The 25,287-nt window shown below is 50.3% G+C and carries 20 protein-coding genes and 2 pseudogenes; 11 read left to right on the forward strand and 11 right to left on the reverse strand.

Translation table 11 applies throughout. The annotated features are described in order from the left end of the window. Positions 1–50 precede the first annotated feature (50 nt). The 3 genes from adhP to yddM all read left to right on the forward strand — a co-directional run bounded on the left by adhP (position 51) and on the right by yddM (position 1,809). Positions 51–1,061, forward strand: coding sequence for an alcohol dehydrogenase AdhP (adhP, locus tag EAS44_RS13180; RefSeq protein WP_000642412.1), 1,011 nt, complete (start codon positions 51–53; stop codon positions 1,059–1,061). A 185-nt stretch (positions 1,062–1,246) separates the two neighbouring features. Further along, complete coding sequence (locus EAS44_RS13185) at positions 1,247–1,525, forward strand: type II toxin-antitoxin system RelE/ParE family toxin (protein ID WP_000605675.1); 279 nt, start codon at positions 1,247–1,249, stop codon at positions 1,523–1,525. Further along, positions 1,525–1,809 carry a HigA family addiction module antitoxin gene (yddM, locus tag EAS44_RS13190; RefSeq protein ID WP_000781370.1) on the forward strand — a complete coding sequence of 95 codons (285 nt, stop codon included), beginning with the start codon at positions 1,525–1,527 and terminating at the stop codon, positions 1,807–1,809. Before EAS44_RS13185 ends, yddM begins: the two co-directional genes overlap by 1 nt. 228 nt (positions 1,810–2,037) lie before the next feature. On the opposite strand, the gene fdnI is transcribed toward yddM, so the two are convergent. The 3 genes from fdnI to fdnG are packed head-to-tail and all read right to left on the reverse strand — an operon-like array spanning position 2,038 to position 6,628. Continuing rightward, complete coding sequence (gene fdnI, locus EAS44_RS13195) at positions 2,038–2,691, reverse strand: formate dehydrogenase-N subunit gamma (RefSeq protein WP_000045647.1); 654 nt, start codon at positions 2,689–2,691, stop codon at positions 2,038–2,040. Next, entirely contained in the window at positions 2,684–3,568 is an 885-nt protein-coding gene (gene fdnH, locus EAS44_RS13200) for a formate dehydrogenase N subunit beta (RefSeq protein WP_001240584.1), read from the reverse strand. Before fdnH ends, fdnI begins: the two co-directional genes overlap by 8 nt. Before the next feature lie 12 nt (positions 3,569–3,580). After that, positions 3,581–6,628: a formate dehydrogenase-N subunit alpha gene (gene fdnG, locus EAS44_RS13205; protein WP_011478186.1), complete on the reverse strand. Its 3,048-nt coding sequence runs from the start codon at positions 6,626–6,628 to the stop codon at positions 3,581–3,583. Between the two features lie 231 nt (positions 6,629–6,859). Between fdnG and yddG the strand changes: the two genes are divergently transcribed. The 7 genes from yddG to yddE all read left to right on the forward strand — a co-directional run bounded on the left by yddG (position 6,860) and on the right by yddE (position 17,123). Beyond that, positions 6,860–7,741, forward strand: coding sequence for an aromatic amino acid efflux DMT transporter YddG (yddG, locus tag EAS44_RS13210; RefSeq protein WP_000198218.1), 882 nt, complete (start codon positions 6,860–6,862; stop codon positions 7,739–7,741). A 272-nt stretch (positions 7,742–8,013) separates the two neighbouring features. Further along, positions 8,014–9,402: a nitrate/nitrite transporter NarU gene (gene narU / locus EAS44_RS13215; protein WP_001207907.1), complete on the forward strand. Its 1,389-nt coding sequence runs from the start codon at positions 8,014–8,016 to the stop codon at positions 9,400–9,402. A 94-nt stretch (positions 9,403–9,496) separates the two neighbouring features. After that, a complete protein-coding gene (gene narZ, locus EAS44_RS13220; protein ID WP_001331514.1) occupies positions 9,497–13,237 on the forward strand; it encodes a nitrate reductase Z subunit alpha in 3,741 nt (1,246 codons plus the stop codon). Then, positions 13,234–14,778, forward strand: coding sequence for a nitrate reductase subunit beta (narH, locus tag EAS44_RS13225; RefSeq protein WP_000702551.1), 1,545 nt, complete (start codon positions 13,234–13,236; stop codon positions 14,776–14,778). The genes narZ and narH overlap by 4 nt, the downstream gene beginning before the upstream one ends. After that, positions 14,778–15,473, forward strand: a complete 696-nt coding sequence (gene narW / locus EAS44_RS13230) for a nitrate reductase molybdenum cofactor assembly chaperone (RefSeq protein WP_001166330.1) — start codon at positions 14,778–14,780, stop codon at positions 15,471–15,473. Before narH ends, narW begins: the two co-directional genes overlap by 1 nt. Further along, positions 15,470–16,150 carry a respiratory nitrate reductase subunit gamma gene (gene narI / locus EAS44_RS13235; protein WP_000617126.1) on the forward strand — a complete coding sequence of 227 codons (681 nt, stop codon included), beginning with the start codon at positions 15,470–15,472 and terminating at the stop codon, positions 16,148–16,150. Before narW ends, narI begins: the two co-directional genes overlap by 4 nt. Before the next feature lie 79 nt (positions 16,151–16,229). Beyond that, positions 16,230–17,123 carry a PhzF family isomerase gene (gene yddE / locus EAS44_RS13240; protein ID WP_000804424.1) on the forward strand — a complete coding sequence of 298 codons (894 nt, stop codon included), beginning with the start codon at positions 16,230–16,232 and terminating at the stop codon, positions 17,121–17,123. Between the two features lie 95 nt (positions 17,124–17,218). On the opposite strand, the gene nhoA is transcribed toward yddE, so the two are convergent. Next, a complete protein-coding gene (gene nhoA, locus EAS44_RS13245) occupies positions 17,219–18,064 on the reverse strand; it encodes an N-hydroxyarylamine O-acetyltransferase (protein WP_000187876.1) in 846 nt (281 codons plus the stop codon). Positions 18,065–18,238: 174 nt separating this feature from the next. Between nhoA and yddH the strand changes: the two genes are divergently transcribed. Further along, on the forward strand, positions 18,239–18,808 hold the full coding sequence (gene yddH / locus EAS44_RS13250) for a flavin reductase family protein (protein ID WP_000077285.1): 570 nt from the start codon (positions 18,239–18,241) through the stop codon (positions 18,806–18,808). Between the two features lie 316 nt (positions 18,809–19,124). Here yddH and EAS44_RS13255 read toward each other — a convergent pair whose 3' ends face one another. The 7 genes and pseudogenes from EAS44_RS13255 to yncG all read right to left on the reverse strand — a co-directional run bounded on the left by EAS44_RS13255 (position 19,125) and on the right by yncG (position 25,111). Next, positions 19,125–19,340 carry a hypothetical protein gene (locus tag EAS44_RS13255; RefSeq protein ID WP_000470661.1) on the reverse strand — a complete coding sequence of 72 codons (216 nt, stop codon included), beginning with the start codon at positions 19,338–19,340 and terminating at the stop codon, positions 19,125–19,127. Positions 19,341–19,420: 80 nt separating this feature from the next. Beyond that, positions 19,421–19,564: pseudogene (locus EAS44_RS13260) on the reverse strand (ISAs1 family transposase); the annotation flags it as partial. A 174-nt stretch (positions 19,565–19,738) separates the two neighbouring features. After that, on the reverse strand, positions 19,739–20,458 hold the full coding sequence (locus EAS44_RS13265; protein WP_001447244.1) for a hypothetical protein: 720 nt from the start codon (positions 20,456–20,458) through the stop codon (positions 19,739–19,741). A 52-nt stretch (positions 20,459–20,510) separates the two neighbouring features. After that, entirely contained in the window at positions 20,511–21,272 is a 762-nt protein-coding gene (locus EAS44_RS13270; protein ID WP_000342574.1) for a peptidase M35, read from the reverse strand. Beyond that, entirely contained in the window at positions 21,262–23,667 is a 2,406-nt protein-coding gene (locus EAS44_RS13275; RefSeq protein WP_000053647.1) for a type VI secretion system Vgr family protein, read from the reverse strand. Before EAS44_RS13275 ends, EAS44_RS13270 begins: the two co-directional genes overlap by 11 nt. Positions 23,668–23,685: 18 nt before the next feature. Next, positions 23,686–23,970 (reverse strand): type VI secretion system PAAR protein, encoded by a 285-nt coding sequence (locus EAS44_RS13280; RefSeq protein ID WP_001127493.1) that lies wholly within the window; start codon positions 23,968–23,970, stop codon positions 23,686–23,688. Between the two features lie 540 nt (positions 23,971–24,510). After that, a pseudogene (yncG, locus tag EAS44_RS13285) lies at positions 24,511–25,111 on the reverse strand (glutathione S-transferase family protein). Positions 25,112–25,287: the final 176 nt, after the last annotated feature.

The raw sequence follows: 25,287 nt of genomic DNA on the forward strand, positions 1-25,287 counted from the left end.
TCTCATTTGCCTCACCTGCTATGCAGAACATCATCCGAAAAGGAGGAACTATGAAGGCTGCAGTTGTTACGAAGGATCATCATGTTGACGTTACGGATAAAACACTGCGCTCACTGAAACATGGCGAAGCCCTGCTGAAAATGGAGTGTTGTGGTGTATGTCATACCGATCTTCATGTTAAGAATGGCGATTTTGGTGACAAAACCGGCGTGATTCTGGGACACGAAGGTATTGGTGTGGTGGCAGAAGTTGGCCCTGGTGTTACTTCATTAAAACCAGGCGATCGTGCCAGCGTGGCGTGGTTCTATGAAGGATGCGGTCATTGCGAATACTGTAACAGTGGTAACGAAACGCTCTGCCGTTCAGTTAAAAATGCCGGATACAGCGTTGATGGCGGGATGGCGGAAGAGTGCATCGTGGTCGCCGATTACGCGGTAAAAGTGCCAGATGGTCTGGACTCGGCGGCGGCCAGCAGCATTACCTGTGCGGGGGTCACTACCTACAAAGCCGTTAAGCTGTCAAAAATTCGTCCAGGACAGTGGATTGCTATCTACGGTCTTGGCGGTCTGGGTAACCTCGCCCTGCAATACGCGAAGAATGTCTTTAACGCCAAAGTGATCGCCATTGATGTCAATGATGAACAGTTAAAACTGGCAACCGAAATGGGTGCAGATTTAGCGATTAACTCACGCACCGAAGACGCCGCCAGAATTGTGCAGGAGAAAGCCGGTGGCGCTCACGCAGCGGTGGTGACAGCGGTAGCTAAAGCTGCGTTTAACTCGGCGGTGGATGCTGTCCGTGCAGGTGGTCGTGTCGTGGCTGTCGGTCTGCCGCCGGAGTCTATGAGCCTGGACATCCCACGGCTGGTGCTGGATGGTATTGAAGTGGTCGGTTCGCTGGTCGGCACGCGTCAGGATCTAACCGAAGCCTTCCAGTTTGCCGCCGAAGGCAAAGTGGTGCCGAAAGTCGCCCTGCGTCCGTTAGCGGACATCAACACCATATTTACCGAGATGGAAGAAGGCAAAATCCGTGGCCGTATGGTGATTGATTTCCGTCGCTAAGAGGTCTTTGCTGCGACTGCCATGTTCGGGTCGCAGCCTGTTTTGCGAGACGCTTTCCGCAATTTCACTCTTCTTCTTTTCCTCCCCCATCTTTCCCCTCACAATTCGCGAAAACGTAGCGAAATTTGTTGCGCTGTACGGAACAATAGTGATAGTGTTCCTTTCGAGGGAACAAGGATGAAGAGATGATAATGAATTTCAGACACAAGGGATTGCGTGACTTGTTTCTTCTCGGCAAAACCTCCGGCGTTATACCGACGCAAGTCAAACGATTACGCCACCGACTCGCTGTGATTGATGCAGCATGCTGTCTTGCTGATATCGATATGCCCGGTTACCGACTACATCCGTTAAGCGGCGATCGCGATGGAATTTGGGCGATATCTGTCTCGGGCAACTGGCGAATCACATTTGAATTCGTCAATGGCGATGCATACATACTGGATTACGAGGACTATCACTGATGAAAATGGCCAATCATCCCCGCCCGGGGGACATTATTCAGGAATCACTGGACGAACTTAATGTCAGCCTGCGCGAGTTTGCCAGAGCAATGGAAATTGCGCCCTCAACGGCAAGCCGATTGCTGACCGGAAAAGCAGCTTTGACGCCAGAAATGGCAATAAAACTTTCCGTGGTGATCGGCAGTTCGCCGCAAATGTGGCTGAATCTGCAAAATGCCTGGAGTCTGGCAGAGGCGGAAAAAACGGTGGATGTGTCGCGACTGCGCCGTCTGGTTACGCAATAAAAAAATGGCACCTTATAAAGCGCCATTTGAAACTGATGACAAACGCAACATTGCCCGATGCGCTACGCTTATCAGGTCTACACGTTCACTGCAATCTATTGGATTTGAACGGTTTGTAGGCCGGATAAGGCGTTCACGCCGCATCCGGCATGAACAAAGTGCACGTTGTCTACAATAAAAAAATGGCGCCTTTTACAGCGCCATTTTCAGCTTAAAGCTCAAAAGAGATTATAACCCTTCTTCACTCTCTTTTTTCGCTTCTGCCTTCTCGATTTCTCGATACCAGCGCGGATGGTGTTTCTTCGCCCAGCGACGGCTCACCTTCCCTTCGATCATCCCTTTAATCGATCCTTTCACCCAGAATGCCATATACATATGGATCAGGATGGCGTGGATCAGGATGATACCCGCAGCCGCATGGATCAGCAGGCTATAACGGACAACCTGTATCGGGAAGTACTGTGCAAAGTACGGACGCCAGATAATCACTCCGGTCACCAGCAGCACGAAAATCATGCTCATGATTGACCAGAACATCATCTTTTGCCCGGCGTTGTACTTACCGACATCCGCCACTTTGTGCTCATTGCCTTTTAATACTTCGACAATGTTCAACAGCCACGGAATATCTTTCTTATCCGGGATGTTGTGATGCACAAAACGCACAAACATAAACATCAGCGCGACGAAAATCGCAATGCCGAAGAACGGGTGCAAAATGCGTCCCATCTGCGGCGTACCGAAGGTTTGCGTCAGCCATTGCAGCGTCGGGAAGAAGAACGAAATCCCGGACAGCGCCACCAGGAAGAAGCAAATCACCACGGTCCAGTGACAGGCGCGATCAATAAATTTGGTGCGCACAATCATTTTCGACTTACTCATGATTTCCCTCCTCGTCATCGTCCACTTCCTTATTCGGGCCAATACCGATGTAGTGGAAAATCAACCCGGCAAAAGTGGCAATAAAGCCAGCCGCTGCCAGCGGTTTCAACGCGCCTTTCCACAGGCTTACCGAGGTATCGATCTTCGGATCTTTCGGCAGACCATGATACAGCTCCGGCTGATCGGCATGATGCAGCACGTACATAACGTGCGTACCACCGACCCCTTCCGGGTTGTAGACGCCAGCATGTTCGTAACCACGCGCTTTCAGTTTCGCTACGCGCTGTTCCGCCAGCTCCAGCATCTCCTTCTTGGTGCCGAAGTGGATAGCCCCGGTCGGACAGGTTTTCACACAAGCCGGTTCCTGGCCGACGCTGACGCGATCGACGCAGAGCGTGCATTTATATACCCGGTTATCCTCTTTGTTGAGGCGCGGAATATTAAACGGACACCCGGCAATGCAGTAACCACAGCCGATGCAGTTTTCCGACTGGAAATCGACAATCCCGTTAGCGTACTGAATGATTGCACCAGCAGACGGGCACGCCTTCAGGCAGCCCGGATCTTCACAGTGCATACAGCCGTCTTTACGGATCAGCCACTCCAGCTTGCCGTTCTGTTCGGTTTCGCTAAAGCGCATCACCGTCCAGGACTTGGCGCTCAGATCGGCGGGGTTATCGTAAACCCCGACGCAGTGCCCCACTTCATCACGGATGTCGTTCCACTCCGAACACGCCACCTGACAGGCTTTACAGCCGATACAGGTGGAAACGTCGATAAGTTTCGCGACTTCTGCTTTGTAATCACGCACCTGAGAAGGCGGCGTGATGGAGTTAGTTGCGGACCTTTTGATAATGTCCTGCGTTTCCATAGCCATCTGTTCGCCCCCTTACGCCTTCTCGATGTTGACTAAGAACGCTTTATATTCCGGCGTTTGCGAGTTTGCATCACCGACATTCGGCGTCAGAGTGTTAGCGATATAACCTTTACGCGCGACACCCTCAAAGCCCCAGTGGATTGGAATACCCACCGTTTCAACCTGCTGACCGTTTACATTCAGCGGTTTCAGACGGCGCGTTACCACAGCCACCGCGCGGATAAAGCCACGCTTGCTGGAGACAGTGACACGATCGCCATTGGCAATGCCTTTCGCCGCCGCCAGCGTTTCGCTGATTTCCACAAACTGTTCCGGCTGAGCAATTGCGTTGAGCAATGCGTGCTTGGTCCAGGTGTGGAAGTGCTCCGTCAGACGATAGGTCGTACCCACATACGGGAACTGCTCTTTTTTACCCATCCGCAGCGCGTCTTGTTCATACAGACGAACAACCGGGTTAGACACCACGTTCGGATGCAACGGGTTAGTGCCCAGCGGCGTTTCAATTGGCTCGTAGTGTTCCGGGAACGGACCTTCCGCCATTTTGTTGATGGCAAACAGGCGTCCCATCCCTTCCGGCTGCATGATAAACGGCCCGGTTGGCGTACCCGGTGCGGCATTGCCGAAGTCCGGAATATCGTTACCCGTCCACTTGCTACCGTTCCACTGGATCAGCATCCGTTTCGGATCCCACGGTTTACCGTTGATATCCGCCGAAGCACGGTTGTAGAGTACGCGACGGTTGAGCGGCCACGCCCAGGCCCATCCCAGCGTATTCCCCAGACCGGACGGGTCGGAGTTATCGCGGTTAGCCATCTGGTTGCCCTGCTCTGTCCAGCTACCGGTGTAGATCCAGCAAGACGATGCGGTTGTACCGTCATCACGCAGATGCGCAAAGCTACTCAGCAACTGACCTTTCTTCGCAATCAGCACGCCATTGGCATCATAGAGATCTTCCAGCGCATAGCCGTTGTTCTCTTTAGCTACTTCGTCAGATTGCGGTTCGTGCGGCTGCTTGTAGTTCCAGCTCATCTTCATCAGCGGTTCTACGCCTTTACCACCTTCGGCCTGGTACAGCTCGCGCAGATGATGGTAGATACCCGCCAGAATTTCGCCGTCGTTACGCGCTTCGCCCGGCGCGTCCTGACCTTTCCAGTGCCACTGCAACCAGCGACCGGAGTTAGCGATAGAACCATCTTCTTCAGCAAAGCAGGTCGAAGGCAGACGGAATACTTCAGTCTGAATAGATGCCGGATCGACATCGTTCGACTCGCCGTGGTTCTGCCAGAAGGTAGAGGTTTCAGTCACCAGCGGATCGATAACCACCATGTACTTCAGCTTGCTCAGGCAGCTCACCACTTTGTTTTTGTCCGGGAAGGACGCAACCGGGTTAAAGCCCTGGCAGAAATAACCGGTGACTTTACCTTCATCCATCATGTTGAAATACTTGATGACGTCGTAGGTCTGGTCCCACTTCGGCAGCCAGTCGTAGCCCCAGTTGTTCTCTTTCTGCGCGGCATCGCCGTAGAAAGATTTCATCAGGCTAACGAAAAACTTCGGATAGTTGCTCCAGTAGTTCACCTGATCAGCCAGCGTCGCTTTCGGCGTGTTCGCTTCCAGATACGACTGCAAATCAACCTGTTTTTCTGACGGCAGCGTCAGGTAACCTGGCAGGCTGGTAGAGAGCAGGCCTAAGTCAGTCAGGCCCTGAATGTTGGAGTGACCACGCAATGCGTTCACGCCGCCACCGGCCATACCCATGTTACCGAGCAGTAACTGGATCATCGCCATCGTACGGATGTTCTGCGCACCCACGGTGTGCTGCGTCCAGCCCAGCGCGTACAGGAAGGTGGTTGTGCGATCCGGTGCGCTGGTGGAGGCCAGCACTTCACACACTTTCAGGAAGTCGGCTTTTGGCGTACCGCAAATGTTTTCTACTACGTCCGGCGTGTAGCGGGAAACGTGCGCTTTCAGCAGGTTCCATACACAGCGCGGATGAGTCAGCGTGTCATCGCGTTTCGCATAGCCGTTTTCATCGAACTGATAGTTCCAGGACGACTTATCGTATTGACGTTTTTCAGCGTCGTAGCCGCTGAACAGACCGTCTTCGAAAGCAAAATCATCACGCACCAGCAGGCTGGCGTTGGTGTAATGCTTAACGTATTCGGCGTTGATTTTGTTGTTTTCGATCAGGTAGCGCAAAACGCCAGACAGGAACGTAATGTCCGTACCGGAACGAATAGGTGCGTAAATATCCGCCACAGAAGCGGTACGCGTAAAACGGGGATCGACAACGATCAAGGTTGCATCGTTGTTGTTTTTCGCTTCCATCGCCCAGCGGAAACCGACGGGATGCGCTTCAGCAGCGTTACCGCCCATCACCATTACGACGTTAGCGTTTTTGATATCCACCCAGTGGTTGGTCATCGCACCGCGACCAAATGTTGGAGCAAGACTTGCTACCGTTGGTCCGTGTCAGACGCGCGCCTGGTTGTCTACCGCCAGCATCCCGAGGGAGCGGGCAAATTTTTGAGTCAGCATCCCGGTTTCGTTGCTGGCACCGGAAGCACACAGCATACCGGTAGAAAGCCAACGGTTTACCGTTACGCCCTGCTCGTTCTTTTCAATAAAGTTAGCGTCACGGTCGGCTTTCATCAGCTTCGCAATACGGGAGAATGCTTCTTCCCAGCTAATGCGCTGCCATTTGTCAGAACCTGGCGCACGATATTCCGGGTAGCGCAGACGGTTTTCGCTGTTGACGTAATCCAGCAAACCGGCCCCTTTCGGGCACAGCGCACCACGGCTTACCGGATGATCCGGGTCACCTTCAATGTGATAAATCGCTTCTCTGGCGTTTTTCGCGCCATCACCCAGGCTATACATCAATAGCCCGCAACCTACGGAACAGTATGTGCAGGTGTTACGGATCTCTTTCGCGCGTAATAATTTGTAGTTTCGCGCCTGAGCCAGTGCTTGCTTCGGGGCAAAGCCCAATGCTGCTACTGTTGTTCCCGCCATACCGCCCGCGCAGATTTTAAAAAATTGTCTGCGACTGACGTCCATTGCTTTCCTCTTTTTTCAGGGGTATTACTGCGCGAGGAAACTAACAGTAAAATTCTGAATCTTTTTGCGCGAAATCAAAAAGAACACGTGTTTGCCACAAAATAATCCGCCTGCGCAAATTGACCTACCTCAATAGCGGTAGAAAAACGCCCCACTGCCTGACAGGGCAGTTAAAAAAATGCTATAAAATTCAGCTTAATTTTTAACGGCAAGAGAGACAAAACAGCGAGCATGACACGACAAAAAGCAACGCTCATAGGGCTAATAGCGATCGTCCTGTGGAGCACGATGGTAGGATTGATTCGCGGTGTCAGTGAGGGACTCGGCCCGGTCGGCGGCGCAGCTGCTATCTATTCATTAAGCGGGCTGCTGTTAATCTTCACGGTTGGATTTCCGCGTATTCGACAGATCCCGAAAGGCTATTTACTCGCCGGGAGTCTGTTATTCGTCAGCTATGAAATCTGTCTGGCGCTTTCCTTAGGGTATGCGGCGACCCGTCATCAGGCGATTGAAGTGGGTATGGTGAACTATCTGTGGCCCAGCCTGACAATTCTCTTTGCCATTCTGTTTAATGGTCAGAAAACCAACTGGCTGATTGTACCAGGATTATTATTAGCCCTGGTCGGCGTCTGCTGGGTGTTAGGCGGTGACAATGGGTTACATTATGATCAAATTATTAATAATATCACCACCAGCCCATTGAGTTATTTCCTGGCGTTCATTGGGGCGTTTATCTGGGCAGCCTACTGCACAGTAACGAATAAATACGCACGCGGATTTAACGGAATTACCGTTTTTGTCCTGCTAACGGGAGCAAGTCTGTGGGTTTACTATTTTCTTACGCCACAACCAGAAATGGTATTTAGCACGCCCGTCATGATTAAACTCATCTCTGCGGCATTTACCTTAGGATTTGCTTATGCTGCATGGAATGTCGGTATATTACATGGCAACGTCACCATAATGGCGGTAGGTTCGTATTTTACGCCCGTCCTTTCCTCAGCGCTTGCAGCCGTGCTGCTCAGCGCCCCGCTGTCGTTCTCGTTCTGGCAAGGCGCGCTAATGGTCTGCGGCGGTTCCCTGCTCTGCTGGCTGGCGACACGTCGTGGCTAAAATAATTGTCGGGTCTACGGCCCGGCAGTTAATCAGATAAATTCTGACAATATTAAAAAATAAATTTCAAATACCAGAAAGCCATTTTAGTTACATTTAGTAACACATATCTGTCTGTTTAATCCACATTCTGCCCCCGCAGTTACGCTTTCTTATCTATTCTTCTAATCAGCACTTCACCTGATTCATCCTTAATTCTAATAACTGGCTATTGCGCCTTACCTCCTGTTTTGTCTTTTTTTCATTACCAATGTGTGCATGTGAGGAACAATATGGCACTGCAAAATGAGAAAAATAGTCGTTATCTTTTACGCGACTGGAAACCAGAAAATCCGGCCTTCTGGGAAAATAAAGGAAAGCATATTGCACGAAGAAACCTCTGGATATCAGTCAGTTGCCTACTTCTTGCCTTCTGTGTCTGGATGCTATTTAGCGCAGTTACTGTTAATCTCAATAAAATCGGTTTTAATTTCACTACCGATCAACTCTTTTTATTAACCGCATTACCCTCCGTTTCTGGCGCATTATTGCGTGTCCCCTACTCCTTTATGGTGCCTATATTCGGTGGACGCCGATGGACGGTTTTTAGTACTGCAATCCTGATTATTCCTTGCGTCTGGCTCGGAATTGCCGTGCAAAATCCGAATACCCCTTTTGGGATATTTATCGTTATCGCTTTGCTATGCGGTTTTGCAGGTGCGAACTTTGCTTCGAGCATGGGCAATATCAGTTTCTTCTTTCCAAAAGCCAAACAAGGGAGCGCTCTTGGGATTAATGGCGGATTAGGAAACTTAGGTGTAAGTGTGATGCAGCTGGTTGCACCGCTGGTCATTTTTGTACCCGTATTTGCCTTTCTCGGCGTCAATGGCGTACCGCAGGCCGACGGTTCGGTGATGTCGCTGGCGAATGCCGCATGGATTTGGGTGCCATTACTGGCGATTGCCACGATCGCCGCCTGGTCAGGGATGAATGATATCGCCAGTTCACGCGCCTCAATTGCCGACCAGCTCCCTGTCTTACAACGCCTGCATCTCTGGCTGCTGAGCCTGCTTTATCTTGCCACCTTCGGTTCGTTTATCGGTTTTTCTGCGGGTTTTGCCATGCTGGCAAAAACCCAGTTCCCGGATGTGAATATTCTGCGCCTGGCGTTCTTTGGCCCATTTATCGGTGCCATCGCGCGATCGGTTGGTGGTGCTATTTCCGATAAATTCGGCGGCGTGCGGGTGACGTTGATCAACTTCATTTTTATGGCGATTTTCAGCGCCCTGCTGTTCCTTACCTTACCGGGCACAGGCTCCGGTAATTTCATCGCATTTTACGCCGTATTTATGGGGCTGTTTCTGACCGCGGGTCTGGGAAGTGGTTCTACTTTCCAGATGATCGCCGTCATCTTTCGCCAGATAACAATTTATCGGGTGAAGATGAAAGGCGGTAGTGATGAGCAAGCTCAAAGAGAAGCCGTCACCGAAACGGCAGCCGCTCTGGGCTTTATCTCAGCCATTGGCGCAGTGGGCGGCTTTTTTATTCCGCAGGCGTTTGGCATGTCGCTCAATATGACCGGCTCTCCGGTGGGCGCGATGAAAGTGTTTTTAATCTTCTACATCGTTTGTGTGCTACTGACCTGGCTGGTTTATGGTCGGCGGAAGTTCAGCCAAAAATAAGAGATCGATGCCTGACACGTCTTATCAGGCTACAACCGTGTCTCATCCGACAAGGCATCAGATCCCAATTCATTCCTGGAGCAGGAGTTATGTCATGAGTAAACTTTTGGATCGCTTTCGCTACTTCAAACAAAAGGGCGAAACCTTTGCCGATGGTCACGGACAGGTGATGCATAGCAACCGCGACTGGGAGGACAGCTATCGCCAGCGTTGGCAGTTCGACAAAATCGTGCGTTCCACCCACGGTGTTAACTGTACAGGCTCCTGCAGCTGGAAAATCTACGTTAAAAATGGTCTGGTGACCTGGGAAATCCAACAGACCGACTACCCGCGCACTCGCCCTGACCTGCCAAATCATGAACCTCGCGGCTGCCCGCGTGGCGCAAGTTACTCCTGGTATCTCTACAGCGCTAACCGCCTGAAATACCCGCTCATTCGTAAACGACTGATTGAACTGTGGCGCGAAGCCCTCAAACAACACAGCGATCCGGTACTGGCGTGGGCATCGATTATGAACGATCCGCAAAAGAGCCTGAGCTACAAACAAGTGCGTGGACGCGGTGGCTTTATCCGCTCCAACTGGCAGGAGCTAAATCAGCTGATTGCCGCCGCTAACGTCTGGACCATCAAAACTTACGGCCCGGATCGCGTTGCCGGTTTCTCGCCGATTCCGGCGATGTCGATGGTTTCTTACGCCGCCGGAACACGCTATCTGTCGTTGTTAGGTGGCACCTGTTTAAGCTTCTACGACTGGTATTGCGACCTGCCGCCCGCCTCGCCGATGACCTGGGGCGAGCAAACCGACGTACCGGAATCTGCCGACTGGTATAACTCCAGTTACATCATCGCCTGGGGGTCTAACGTACCGCAGACACGTACGCCGGACGCCCATTTCTTTACCGAAGTACGCTACAAAGGCACTAAAACCATCGCCATTACCCCTGACTACTCTGAAGTGGCCAAATTGTGCGACCAGTGGCTGGCACCGAAACAAGGCACTGATAGTGCCCTGGCAATGGCAATGGGCCATGTCATTTTAAAAGAGTTTCATCTCGATAATCCCAGCGATTATTTTATCAACTACTGCCGCCGCTACAGCGACATGCCGATGCTGGTAATGCTGGAACCTCGCGACGACGGCAGCTACGTTCCCGGGCGCATGGTCCGCGCATCTGACCTGGTGGATGGACTGGGCGAAAGCAATAATCCGCAGTGGAAAACCGTGGCAGTTAATACCGCAGGTGAATTGGTAGTGCCGAACGGTTCGATTGGTTTTCGCTGGGGAGAAAAAGGCAAATGGAACCTGGAATCCATTGCCGCCGGTACGGAAACCGAATTGTCGTTAACCCTGCTCGGTCAACATGACGCCGTTGCAGGCGTGGCCTTCCCCTACTTTGGCGGCATTGAAAATCCACATTTTCGCAGCGTAAAACACAATCCTGTCCTGGTGCGCCAATTGCCCGTTAAAAACCTGACATTAGCCGATGGTAGCACCTGTCCGGTGGTCAGCGTTTATGATTTGGTACTGGCGAATTACGGCCTCGATCGCGGGCTGGAAGATGAAAACAGCGCGAAAGATTACGCTGAAATCAAACCTTATACCCCTGCCTGGGGCGAGCAAATTACCGGCGTTCCGCGCCAGTATATTGAAACCATCGCCCGTGAATTTGCCGATACCGCCCATAAAACGCATGGGCGCTCGATGATTATTCTCGGCGCAGGTGTTAACCACTGGTATCACATGGACATGAACTACCGCGGGATGATCAATATGCTGATCTTCTGCGGTTGTGTCGGGCAAAGCGGTGGCGGCTGGGCACACTATGTCGGTCAGGAAAAACTGCGCCCGCAAACCGGCTGGCTGCCTCTGGCCTTTGCGCTCGACTGGAACCGACCACCGCGCCAGATGAACAGCACCTCGTTTTTCTACAATCACTCCAGCCAGTGGCGCTATGAAAAAGTCACCGCGCAGGAATTGCTCTCACCGCTCGCCGATGCCAGTAAATACAGCGGTCACCTGATTGATTTCAACGTTCGCGCCGAACGTATGGGCTGGCTACCTTCTGCGCCGCAGCTGGGGCGTAACCCGCTCTCCCTGAAAGCCGAAGCCGACAAGGCCGGATTGTCACCCGCCGAATTTACCGTCCAGGCACTGAAGTCAGGCGAATTACGCATGGCCTGCGAACAGCCGGACAACGGCAGCAACCATCCGCGTAACCTGTTTGTCTGGCGTTCAAACCTGCTTGGCTCTTCCGGCAAGGGCCACGAGTATATGCAGAAGTATCTGCTGGGTACGAAAAGTGGCATTCAGGGGGAAGAACTTGGACCGACGGAGGGAATCCAACCAGAAGAAGTCGAGTGGCAAACTGCGGCGATTGAAGGCAAGCTCGACCTGCTGGTGACGCTCGACTTCCGCATGTCCAGTACCTGCCTGTTCTCCGATATCGTTCTGCCCACCGCCACCTGGTACGAAAAAGACGATATGAATACCTCGGATATGCATCCATTTATTCATCCGCTTTCTGCGGCGGTCGATCCGGCGTGGGAATCACGCAGCGACTGGGAAATCTACAAAGGTATCGCTAAAGCCTTTTCGCAAGTGTGCATAGGGCATCTCGGCAAAGAAACCGACGTGGTATTACAACCACTGCTGCATGACTCCCCGGCAGAGCTTTCACAGCCGTGTGAAGTGCTCGACTGGCGCAAAGGCGAGTGCGATCTGATTCCAGGCAAAACCGCGCCGAATATTGTGGCGGTGGAGCGCGACTACCCTGCTACCTATGAACGCTTTACCTCACTCGGGCCATTGATGGACAAACTTGGCAACGGCGGTAAAGGGATTTCGTGGAATACCCAGGATGAAATTGATTTCCTCGGTAAACTCAATTACACCAAGCGTGATGGCCCGGCAAAGGGGCGTCCGCTGATTGACACCGCCATTGACGCATCAGAAGTGATTCTGGCACTGGCACCGGAAACCAACGGCCATGTTGCAGTCAAAGCGTGGCAAGCGCTGGGCGAGATCACCGGACGCGAACATACCCATCTGGCGCTGCACAAAGAGGACGAGAAGATTCGCTTTCGCGATATTCAGGCGCAGCCGCGTAAAATTATCTCCAGCCCCACATGGTCTGGTCTGGAAAGCGATCACGTTTCCTATAACGCGGGATACACCAACGTTCATGAGTTAATTCCGTGGCGCACGCTGTCAGGACGCCAGCAACTCTATCAGGATCATCCGTGGATGCGTGCTTTTGGTGAAAGTCTGGTGGCTTATCGCCCGCCTATCGACACCCGTAGCGTCAGTGAAATGCGCCAGATACCGCCAAACGGCTTCCCGGAGAAAGCCCTTAACTTCCTGACGCCGCACCAGAAATGGGGCATTCACTCAACCTACAGTGAAAACCTGCTAATGCTGACGCTCTCTCGCGGTGGACCGATTGTCTGGCTCAGCGAAACCGATGCCCGTGAACTGACCATTGTCGATAACGACTGGGTGGAAGTGTTTAACGCCAATGGCGCGCTGACTGCCCGCGCGGTGGTCAGCCAGCGTGTACCGCCGGGCATGACCATGATGTATCACGCTCAGGAACGCATTATGAATATTCCTGGTTCGGAAGTAACTGGCATGCGCGGCGGCATTCATAACTCGGTCACCCGCGTTTGTCCGAAACCAACGCATATGATTGGCGGTTACGCGCAGCTGGCCTGGGGCTTTAACTACTACGGCACCGTCGGCTCAAACCGCGACGAATTCATCATGATCCGCAAGATGAAGAACGTTAACTGGCTGGATGATGAAGGTCGCGATCAGGTACAGGAGGCGAAAAAATGAAAATACGTTCGCAAGTCGGCATGGTGCTTAACCTCGATAAATGTATCGGCTGCCATACCTGTTCGGTGACCTGTAAAAACGTCTGGACCGGACGCGAAGGCATGGAGTACGCATGGTTTAACAACGTCGAAACCAAACCGGGCATTGGTTATCCGAAAAACTGGGAAGATCAGGAAGAATGGCAAGGCGGCTGGGTGCGTGATGTGAATGGCAAGATACGCCCGCGTCTGGGCAGCAAAATGGGCGTGATTACCAAAATTTTCGCCAACCCGGTAGTGCCGCAGATTGACGATTACTACGAACCTTTCACCTTCGACTACGAACATTTGCATAGCGCGCCGGAAGGCAAACATATTCCCACCGCCCGTCCGCGTTCACTGATTGACGGCAAACGGATGGACAAAGTGATCTGGGGCCCAAACTGGGAAGAACTGCTGGGCGGCGAATTTGAAAAACGAGCCCGCGACCGCAACTTCGAGGCCATGCAAAAGGAGATGTACGGGCAGTTTGAAAACACCTTCATGATGTACCTGCCGCGCTTGTGCGAACACTGCCTTAACCCCAGTTGTGTAGCGACCTGCCCCAGCGGCGCTATCTACAAACGCGAAGAAGACGGCATTGTGCTGATCGATCAGGATAAATGCCGTGGCTGGCGTTTGTGCATTAGCGGTTGCCCATACAAAAAAATCTACTTCAACTGGAAAAGCGGTAAGTCAGAAAAATGTATTTTCTGTTATCCGCGAATTGAGTCCGGTCAGCCAACAGTCTGCTCCGAAACCTGCGTGGGTCGCATCCGGTATCTGGGCGTGCTGCTCTACGACGCCGACCGCATCGAAGAAGCAGCGAGTACCGAACGAGAGGTCGATCTCTATGAACGCCAGTGCGAAGTGTTCCTCGATCCGCACGATCCCTCGGTGATCGAAGAAGCCCTGAAACAAGGTATTCCACAAAACGTGATTGACGCTGCCCAGCGTTCGCCTGTCTACAAAATGGCGATGGACTGGAAACTGGCGCTACCGCTGCACCCTGAATACCGCACCCTGCCGATGGTCTGGTACGTTCCTCCGCTGTCACCGATTCAGTCCTACGCTGATGCGGGCGGCTTGCCGAAAAGCGAAGGCGTGCTGCCCGCCATCGAAAGCCTGCGTATTCCGGTGCAATATCTCGCCAATATGTTGAGTGCCGGTGATACCGGTCCGGTACTGCGGGCGCTGAAACGGATGATGGCGATGCGCCACTATATGCGTTCACAAACCGTGGAAGGCGTTACTGATACTCGTGCCATCGACGAAGTAGGCCTGAGCGTCGCCCAGGTCGAAGAGATGTATCGTTACCTCGCCATTGCCAACTATGAAGATCGTTTCGTCATCCCGACAAGCCATCGGGAAATGGCGGGCGATGCCTTCGCAGAACGCAACGGCTGCGGTTTTACCTTTGGCGACGGTTGCCACGGTTCGGACAGCAAATTCAACCTGTTCAACAGTAGCCGTATCGATGCCATCAACATCACCGAAGTGCGCGACAAAGCGGAGGGCGAATAATGCAGATCCTCAAAGTGATCGGCCTGTTGATGGAGTACCCAGACGAGTTGTTGTGGGAGTGTAAGGACGACGCGCTGGCGCTTATCCGCCGCGACGCGCCGATGCTCACCGATTTTGCACTCGACCTGCTCAACGCCCCGCTGCTGGATAAACAGGCCGAATGGTGTGAAGTGTTTGACCGCGGGCGCACCACGTCGCTGCTGCTGTTTGAACATGTTCATGCCGAGTCCCGCGATCGCGGCCAGGCAATGGTGGACCTGCTGGCGGAGTATGAAAAGGTCGGTCTGCAACTGAATTGTAGGGAACTGCCCGATTATCTACCGCTGTATCTGGAGTATTTAAGCGTACTTCCGGACGATCAGGCGAAAGAAGGATTACTCAACGTTGCGCCGATCCTCGCCCTGCTTGGCGGACGCTTAAAACAACGCGAGGCACCGTGGTACGCGTTATTTGACGCCCTGTTGCAACTGGCAGGAAGCCCTCTGTCAAGTGACAGTGTCATAAAACAGATTCGCAGTGAAGAGCGTGACGACACCCACCAGGCGCTGGATGCGGTGTGGGAAGAAGAACAGGTGAAGTTTATTGAAGATAACGCCACGGCGTGTGACAGCTCGCCGCTTAATCAATATCAGCGACGCTTTAGCCAGGATGTCGCGCCGCAGTATGTCGACATCAGTGCGGGAGGTGGGAAATGATTCAGTATCTGAACGTCTTTTTTTACGATATCTACCCGTACTTGTGCGGCACGGTTTTTATCCTTGGAAGCTGGCTGCGCTACGACCACGGGCAGTACACCTGGCGCGCCGCCTCCAGCCAGATGCTGGATAAACGCGGGATGGTGCTGTGGTCGAACTTGTTCCATATCGGCATTTTGGGGATTTTCTTCGGGCACCTGTTCGGCATGTTAACGCCACACTGGATGTACGCGTGGTTTCTGCCGGTGGCGGTAAAACAGCAGATGGCGATGATCCTCGGCGGAATATGCGGGGTATTGACGCTGATTGGCGGTGCGGGGCTACTGGTGCGTCGTTTAACAAATCCGCGTATCAGGGCGACGTCTTCTGGTGCGGATATCCTGATCCTCGCCATTTTGTTAATTCAGTGCATTCTTGGGTTAACCACCATTCCTTTTTCAGCACAACATCCGGACGGCAGTGAAATGATGAAGTTGGTGGGCTGGGCGCAAAGCATCGTCACTTTCCAGGGCGGTGCATCTACGCATCTTGATGGTGTCGCCTTTATATTCCGCGTTCATCTGGTGCTTGGAATGACCATCTTCCTGCTCTTCCCGTTCACCCGACTGGTGCATGTCTGGAGCGCGCCGTTTGAGTACTTTACTCGTCGGTATCAGATTGTGCGTTCGCGGCGTTAATTCTCACGCGGGCCGGATAGCCCTTCGCTCTCCGGCCACTTGCAGGCTATGATAGTTCTCCAGCCACAGGAGAACATTAATGAAACCGCAGGTTTACCACGTCGATGCTTTTACCTCTCAACCATTTCGCGGCAATTCTGCCGGTGTTGTTTTCCCCGCCGATAATCTCAGTGAAGCGCAAATGCAGCTTATCGCCCGCGAGTTAGGTCATTCGGAAACTGCTTTTCTGCTGCACAGCGACGACAGCGATGTGCGCATCCGCTACTTTACGCCAACGGTTGAAGTTCCGATTTGTGGTCACGCGACAGTAGCTGCGCACTATGTACGTGCAAAGGTGTTAGGTTTAGGAAATTGCACGGTCTGGCAAACATCGCTGGCAGGAAAACATCGTGTGACTATCGAAAAGCAAAATGATGATTATCGTATTTCGCTGGAACAAGGTACTCCAGGCTTTGAGCCACCACTGACAGGTGAAACACGAGCGGCAATTATCAACGCGCTTCATCTCACTGAAGACGATATTTTGCAAGGCTTGCCAATCCAGGTGGCTACCACCGGACACTCAAAAGTGATGATTCCACTGAAGCCGGAAGTGGATATCGACGCCCTTTCGCCTGACCTTGCTGCGCTGACCGCAATCAGCAAGCAGATTGGCTGCAATGGTTTCTTCCCGTTCCAGATCCGCCCAGGCAAAAGCGAAACCGACGGTCGCATGTTCTCGCCTGCGATTGGTATTGTGGAAGATCCGGTGACCGGGAATGCCAATGGTCCGATGGGCGCATGGTTAGTACATCACAACGTATTATCCCACGATGGCAACGTGTTGCGTGTTAAAGGCCATCAGGGGCGCGCATTGGGGCGTGATGGTGTAATTGATGTGACGGTGACAATTCGAGATAACCAACCGGAGAAAGTCACCATTTCTGGCGCGGCGGTGATTTTGTTTCATGCCGAATGGGCAATTGAACTCTGAAACCGTTGCCTGATGCGCTTCGCTTATCAGGTCTACAACCGGGCTAATGTAGGCCGGATAAGGCGTTTACGCCACATCCGGCAACCTGACATAAATTATTTTCCCGCCTCCGGGTGCGTATCAAACGCCGCCATCACCAGCGCTAACTCATCCACAGTAAAGCCATGTTTCGCATCATCTACGCCCAGACCAAACTGTTCCTGCATCACGGCATATAACGACGCCACATCTGGTAGATTTCGCTGCTCAACTGCGTGCCCATTTTCATAATGGGTAAAATGAAAATTGGTCAGCGTTAGCTTGCCACCGTCCGGCAAATGGCGACACATCAGCAAATGATGGCGAAAATGCGACTGCGGCCAGTGCGCCGACCAGAAATTGCCCATCACATAATCGCTTTGTTGCTGCTCGCAGAGATCAAAACGGTACATCGACTGCCAGTGCTGATGATGATTAAACTGCAATACCCAATCATCACCCTCTTGCAACAACCGATACTCTCCGTGTGGCGTGGTTTGCATGATATCCGGCATTAAACGAATCGGCGCGGTTAGCGTCTGCCCACCGAAACCGACATCAGCAATCCATTTTTCCCCTTCCAGTTCCACCAACAGCAAACGATGGGTGCGCGGCGGTAATGCTGGCGGATTTGATAACACTACGCGACCTAACAAGCTGCGAACGTTAAACCCCAGCTCGCGTAACACCCGCTCAAACACGCCATTCTGCTCAAAACAGTAACCGCCACGACGGGCTATCACCAGTTTATCTTCCAGCGATTGATCATCAAGCTGTATTTCCCTCGGCAGCAAAACGTCGAGATTTTCAAACGGAATGGTGCAATTGTGTTTCAGGTGCAATGCACGCAGCGTATCAATATTGGCCGCAGCAGCTCCCAACCAGTTAATACGGGCAAAATAATGATTCAGAATGGGCGTCATCAGGCGTTTCCCTTAGTGGTTTTCTCAACTTATAACCTGGAATAGACGCCGCACTGGCTATTTTGTGCGATCGCGGACATGCATCACGTTCGCAAATCGCCAATCCCGTTAATTTCGTTACTTATTGCGTTACGAGCTACGCTTTTAAAACACCCTTCATAGCGAGGCGATATCGTGAGCCAATTCATTCCCGTCGAATTACACCATGCCAGCCGTCTGTTAAATCATGGCCCAACTGTCATGATCACCAGTTTCGATGAGCAATCCCAGCGGCGTAACATTATGGCAGCAGCCTGGTCGATGCCCGTAGAGTTTGAACCGCCACGCGTGGCGATTGTGGTAGATAAATCGACATGGACCAGGGAGTTGATTGAACGTAACGGTAAGTTTGGCATCGTTATCCCGGGCGTTGCGGCGACTAACTGGACGTGGGCGGTGGGAAGTGTGTCGGGTCGTGAAGAAGATAAATTTAATTGCTACGGCATTCCGGTAGTGAGAGGCCCGGTGCTTGGTTTGCCGCTGGTCGAGGAAAAATGTCTGGCGTGGATGGAGTGTCGCCTGCTACCTGCAACTTCCGCGCAAGAAAAATACGATACGCTATTTGGCGAAGTGGTATCAGCAGCGGCAGACGCACGGGTATTTGTCGAAGGCCGCTGGCAGTTTGATGATGATAAGCTCAATACGTTGCATCATTTAGGTGCTGGCACGTTTGTTACCAGTGGTAAGCGAGTTACGGCGGGCTAAAGAATCATATGCAGCAACCAAGTTGTTTAAGCAATGTTTCCATATGAGTTAAAGCATATTTTATCTCACGATTGCATATTTTTAGTGAAGATTAATTTATCCTCACCAACATCATAGTAATTGCGTATTATCGCCTCATTGATAAAGCCCTGTTTTGTATAAAATGCGCGGGCGGCACTAAAATCGATATGGCTGGCGGTCTCTACTAATAGTAGTCTTGCCTGTTTAATTGTGAGCTCTTTTCTATTTCGTTAATCAGCAGATGTCTCACTCCCTGGCGCTGATGGGAAGGACTGATCCAGAGCATTAATAAATTTCAGACATCATTTGTCATCATTTCAGAAGCACAGTAGGCAATCCCTGCCAGTCCCAAGTGTTCTGCACTAAACCATAAATCGGCAGATTGACCTGAGAAATAATGTGTTAGTGTTTTTTGTACATGATGAAGGCCATCTTGATCAAATTGATCCCTGTCAAGCAGCATATCCATTAATGGTTCAACATCTGAAGGTTTGACTGGTCGTATAAACATGGAACTCCTTATTTATTGATGAATATTTGAAAATTGTTTGCATGGAACGCGGTTAACCTGAATTTTCAGCGGAAGTTTCACTCAAAGGCTTTATTAATCCGCTCCTTATGTCCTTTTACAGCAAATAAATAATTACCTCCCTGTTTTTGTATCTTCTCTGCAATATCTTTCTGGCAACCCATCGCATCAGTTGTGATAATTTCACCTTTAATATCCAACATGTTAGTATCAATTATTGAACATAAAATGTAAATTATTTAGTGCAAAAAAGCGGCGCACCGTGTTCTTTCCCATATTCCTAATATGGCAACTTTAAGTTATCGCCGTCTATACTTATAGAAATTTCATCAGGGGTGACGTAAATAGAATTTTTTTCATCCTCAATTGCCCATAACTGATTAATAAAAAGTGTTTTTTTCATCCAATAACAAATTATTACATGTAGTAAAATTATTAATATCAAAAAAATCATCAGCACAATTAATTTTTAAATTTAAAAAATAAAGAAAAATATTATTGATTGATTTGAGTGTAAACCACTTGTCATTAACAAATTTATAGCCAGATGATTTTATAAAATAATAATTATCTCCTGGTATAAAGGCATACATATCATTTAAGGTTATACTCAACAAAAAACTACGACCTGGTTTAATAGTATTCCACCGTTCAGGATTCGTATTAATTTCAAAAGGACATGAACCACCTAAGTAGTCCAACGTGATATTCCCAGAGTTGATTCTGAATGGTTTTTTGCATATCGCATCATATTCATCTCCTTTTCCATCTTTTACTTTCATAGGTAGATAATATTTAGAAAAAAAATACGTGGTAGAGCTATTGTTAGTAAAGGTTATGTTAGCAAAAATCCTGTTATTTTTTTTACTCATAGCTAATTGAGCATTGACATCCGCTATATAATTCATATGATTGCATTTTTTCTTACACTCATCATAATTTTCGATAGGATAAATTAATGGCCTTCCTTTGATATCTCTCTCAAGCCCAAACCCGTATTTTTTTATTAAAACCATTTCATCCGCAGTCGATTGAAAGGAATAGAAAAATATAATATTTACGATTGTCATTATTATGATTTTTTTTATAGCTTGCAGCATTAATATATTTCTCGACTTATTAGTTAATGGAGAAGTGCTTTTTCTAATTCCGCTATTTTTTCTTAACTGAATTGCTTAATATTTCATCATCAATCGAGTCTATCTCACTTTCAATTAATCTTATTTCAAAATATCTTTCTATGTTATATGCATTCTCAAATATTTGATCTTTTTGTTTAGAGATCAGTTTAGTTGCAATACGGATATGTTCGTCATATGAAACTTCATCCTCTTTGCACGTTGAATATTTATCAGTAGTTGTATAATCCTGTGACCACATACCACCTTTTTTATTATCCCCATAATACCACTGAATATGAGACATTTCATGACATAAAGTAGCAACATGAGAATCCTTTCCCGTTACTGGATTTTTTTTGCCATCTCTATACTCAAATTTTGCGCCTATGTTAATTATATAGGGCATATCCTTACTTGGGCTGACGAATGCTGCAAATTCATTACAACCTGTATAATTTATAAAACTGCTCATTGTTAAATCATTAGCTATAATCATTAATCTTCTCACACCATCCATCATAAGAAATCTAGCATTCATGCGCCTACCTGTATTATGTCCATATTTTCTTATATTAACCTCCTTATTTCCTTTAACACCAAAGATCTTACTGAAATCATATTCCTCCTGTGCTCCCCATCTCAAAAGATCATCTGCTCTTTTTATCAAAACCAACTTTTGTGCCTTACGAGCCTTATCAATCATTATTTTAAAATGATCTGTTATTTTTTGCTCTTTCACACATTCTTCTGGCTCTGGCTTTGGTTGTCCAGAAGTTTGATTATTATCGTCCATAGTGTCCTTCCATTGAGAGAAAATCATCATTCGCAAATAGCAACTTCACTTTAATTTCATGTTTGCTAGATACAAAAAAACGCTCTGTATACCCCTCTTCATCCGTTTCTCCGTGGGTCTGCGTGCCATCCTCAAAGAAGGCAATGTAGCGGGTTTCTGAATACGGTATCCCGTCATCGTCTGTAAAATGGAACTGGAGAGTATATTTTTCAGGTTCATCCTCATCGTCACCTCGATCATCACCACCACTTCCGGTCACGCAGTTCCCTCCAGAGTCTTCATTTTCTTCTCCGGAATCACTGCCATCACCACTCTTCTCATCCCCCAGTGTCTTCAGCACCGTCGGTTGCAGCGCCGGCACCGGCGTCCCCGGACTACCGCCGCTATTGAGACTGATTTTCGGCCCGACGATGTCCACGCCCCCTGAATGGATGACCACAAACGAGCCACCCACCTTCAGGCTTATCCGGCTGCTGCTCTCCAGCACGATATCCCCGTCGACCTTTATCCCCAGCGCGCCACTCACCTTCCTCGCCAGGTCCCCCTTCACCACCAGGCTGTGCTTTCCCTCCACCAGGCTGACATGGTTCCCCGTCGTCTTATGCTCCTGCTTCCCTTCCACCGTCACTTTACGGTCATTTCTGACGTACAGGCCGTCATCATTACTCACGCTCACCGTCCGGTCATTCGTCACCTGCAGCGTCTGGTCATTACGTACCGTGATGCACCGGTCGTTCGCCACCGTGATACTCTGGTCGTGGCCCCCTTCTTTTCTGGTCCCGACCTGAACCGTCTGCCCCTTCACCACCGTTATCTTCTGGTCGTTCCCGATGGTCTCCGTATGGTCATGTTTCACATCCGTCGTCCGGTCGTTAAGTACCTCCGTGTCCATGTTCTTCTGCGCGTGGATATAGACCTGTTCCTTATCCGTCGCATCCTCAAAGCGCAACTCATTAAAACCGCTTCCTTTATAGGTCTTCGACCGTATCGTCATCTGCGTCTTCGTTCCCGGCAGGTCCCCCGGCGAACGGTTGTCCTCATGGTACGTCCGGCCCATGACCAGCGGCTGGTCCGGGTCCCCGTTCAGAAAATCAACAATCACCTCCTGGCCCACCCGCGGTATCGCCAGATTACCAAATCCCGGCCCCGCCCACGCCTGCGACACACGCACCCAGCACGAACTCTCCTCCGTCATCCCGTGATAACGGTCCCAGTGAAACTTCACCCGTACCCGGCCATGTTCATCACAGAAGATTTCCTCTCCCGCAGGCCCGGTGACAATGGCGCTCTGTGGCCCGTCCACCTTCGGTTTGCTTTGCAGCCGTGGACGCCACGTCCGGTCCGCCGGTATCACCTCTAACTGATTTCCCAGCGTGGTTCCTCTCCCCTGGCTGCCGTGAAGCGCCTGCGGCTGGTCTCCTGACAGAATGCTCTGTACCACCTGCCATTCACGGTTCAGCATCTTCTGCGGATGCCCCGTCAGCGTAAACCACGTCCCCGGCCACAGCTTCGGCGAATTACTCTGCCCTGTGGCCTTTTCCGCATCACTGCGCAGGCTCTCCATCCGGTACAGCGTGAAATCCTTGCCGTGCTGTTCATCCTTGTACCTTCCCGGATAATCAAATATTTCATACTGTTCAAGCTGTCCGTTCAGGCTCTCACCCTGCTGCTCATACATCCCCGGCCAGTCCGGCACCTTAAACGTGTAATCCTGGCTCTGCACCGATGACGGGCGGACATGCGCCTCATAACGGAACATACTGACACACTCCGTCTCCGCTCCTGCCGATGTGTCCGGGTTAAACGGAAGCTCCCCCGCCTGTGACAGCCCCGCCACATCGTCGCACAGCGTCAGCTTCTGCTCCGGACTGTCCGCCGCAAACCGCTCAAAGAAGAAAATCCCCTCCTCCGCCCACAGCCGCGCCAGAAACGCCAGGTCGCTTTCCCCGTACTGGACACAGAATTCCCGCGCCGGATGGTCCTCATAAAACAGCGGCGTCCACTCCGTGACGCCGTTCTCGTTCAGTAATGTGGCCGATATCGTCCGGATATCCTGCTGCTGGAAGATACGGAAGTTCCGCCGCAGCCCGCACCGCCATAACGGCGGCTCAATACGCAGGTGATAACGCATCTGCCAGCCGTTGTTCTCCTGCATACCAAACCCTGCCACCACGCCTGTGACATAACGCAGCGGGATGACACCCTGCCAGATAGTCAGCGTTGCGTTCTTCTCCAGCAGCATCTCCGCCGTCTGCATAAAAGAATCGCTGGCGACATCCACACTCATCACAAACGGATAAGACTGGTTCTGGATTAACCGGAAGCTCACCACTGCAAAGGTGTCCGGCTCCTGGCCGTCAACCTCCAGCGTAAAGCGAAGACCTTTTAAGGACATAAATACCTCTCAGACATATCAGCCTATATTTACCGTGCCGCCACCAATAACCACGCCGCCGCAGTCAATAGCATCACCGGTTCTGGCGGCGGGCAGGCCGTCAATAAAGACGGTTGACGAGCCTCTGGCGATTTTTCGGGGATGAGGTGGATGCTTCGGTTTAGCATGCGGCGTCAGCGGATCTCCCTGACGGGCTGCGGGGAGACCATCGATAAAAACGGTGGATGACCCGGCGGTGATGACGGTCTCGTAATAACCGTCGTGCTGGGTGCCTTTGTCGGTAAGTTTGGCTGCTAAAGGCATAATTCCTCCTGTTCAGAATTTCTACAGCAGCAGGTTTCAAAAATCCGGAGAAATATTCAACGAAATATTAATCACTTCACCGGATATTCTGATACGTACCTTCACTGGTCTATTTAAGTAATACAAATTGTTGGCGTGTATTAAGTTTCATTTTGTTCTCCTTAATTATGTAAGGAGTATTTGATCATGTATAAGCAATGAAAAACAGTTTCAGGAAATAAGGAGTATCTCAATTTTTAAACATAAAATGAGAATCGTCCAGTACAAAAAAGCAGTGTTACGTAATCTTTCCCTGATTAAATACGCTACCGCCCAGCCCTGATAACATGATCTGCACTGCGCTATCATATCGACATGTTTCTCTACATGCGAAAAGATGTTTTATTTTCAGATTATATTAAATTGATATTTAATATAAAAACCGAAATCACATCAACCATATGAATAGTTGTGCCAACATTAATTGCTATTCATAGCAAACAAATGGACGTCCAGTTAACTACGCCAGTGATTCATTAACATTAACCTCCGGCATTATTGTTAAATAATGACATTCCTTTTTAATACTTCTTGTAATTTCGGTATCTGACATACAGCATCAGCAATCGCATTAATATTCGGGGCATTATCCTGAAACCATTCGTGTCCCGGTCCCCATGTGCGCATGGTGCAGAGATAACAGTCCACCAGCGTTAGTTGCTCTCCAAACACATACGGTTCAGCAGTCAATTGCGAATTCAGCCAGATATAAAGCGATTTGCGATATTCAATTACAGGTGCGTCAGATGCCCAACGCTTAGGGTAATCGGCGAAAGTGAACGTTGGATAGACATTAGCAACCAGCCAGACCAATAGCCGTTGAAACTGTTGACGTTCGGCGCGCCCAAGAGGTGGCGCAAGGTCCGGGCGACGATCGAGAACCATCAATGCAATCGCCGCTGTCTCCGTCATAATCTCGTTATTTTTACAGCGCCAGTGTCGGAACCTGACACAACGGATTCAGGGTTTTTAATAAATCGCGTGAAGTTCCCTCGTGGTCAAAACCACTGACATCAACGAACTGATAAGGAATATCAGCCAGTGTTAGCATCAGCTCACTGATTGTAGAGCCCCAGCCGGGTACGCCATACACCTTAATCATATGCCCCTCACAATCTTTTAAAGATTAAGTGTAGGACAGCACACAGGTTATCCAGCAAAAGGATTTATCATTTTTTCGTCAGTTGTATAAATCCCCTTCAGGATTGTAAGGGGATGTTTTGCATCGTTTATCGATAACGGGTAGGATGCTGCGCCGATAGTTTTATACCCATAAAG

The sequence above is a fragment of the Escherichia coli DSM 30083 = JCM 1649 = ATCC 11775 genome (assembly GCF_003697165.2).
In the GTDB taxonomy this organism is placed as follows: domain Bacteria; phylum Pseudomonadota; class Gammaproteobacteria; order Enterobacterales; family Enterobacteriaceae; genus Escherichia; species Escherichia coli.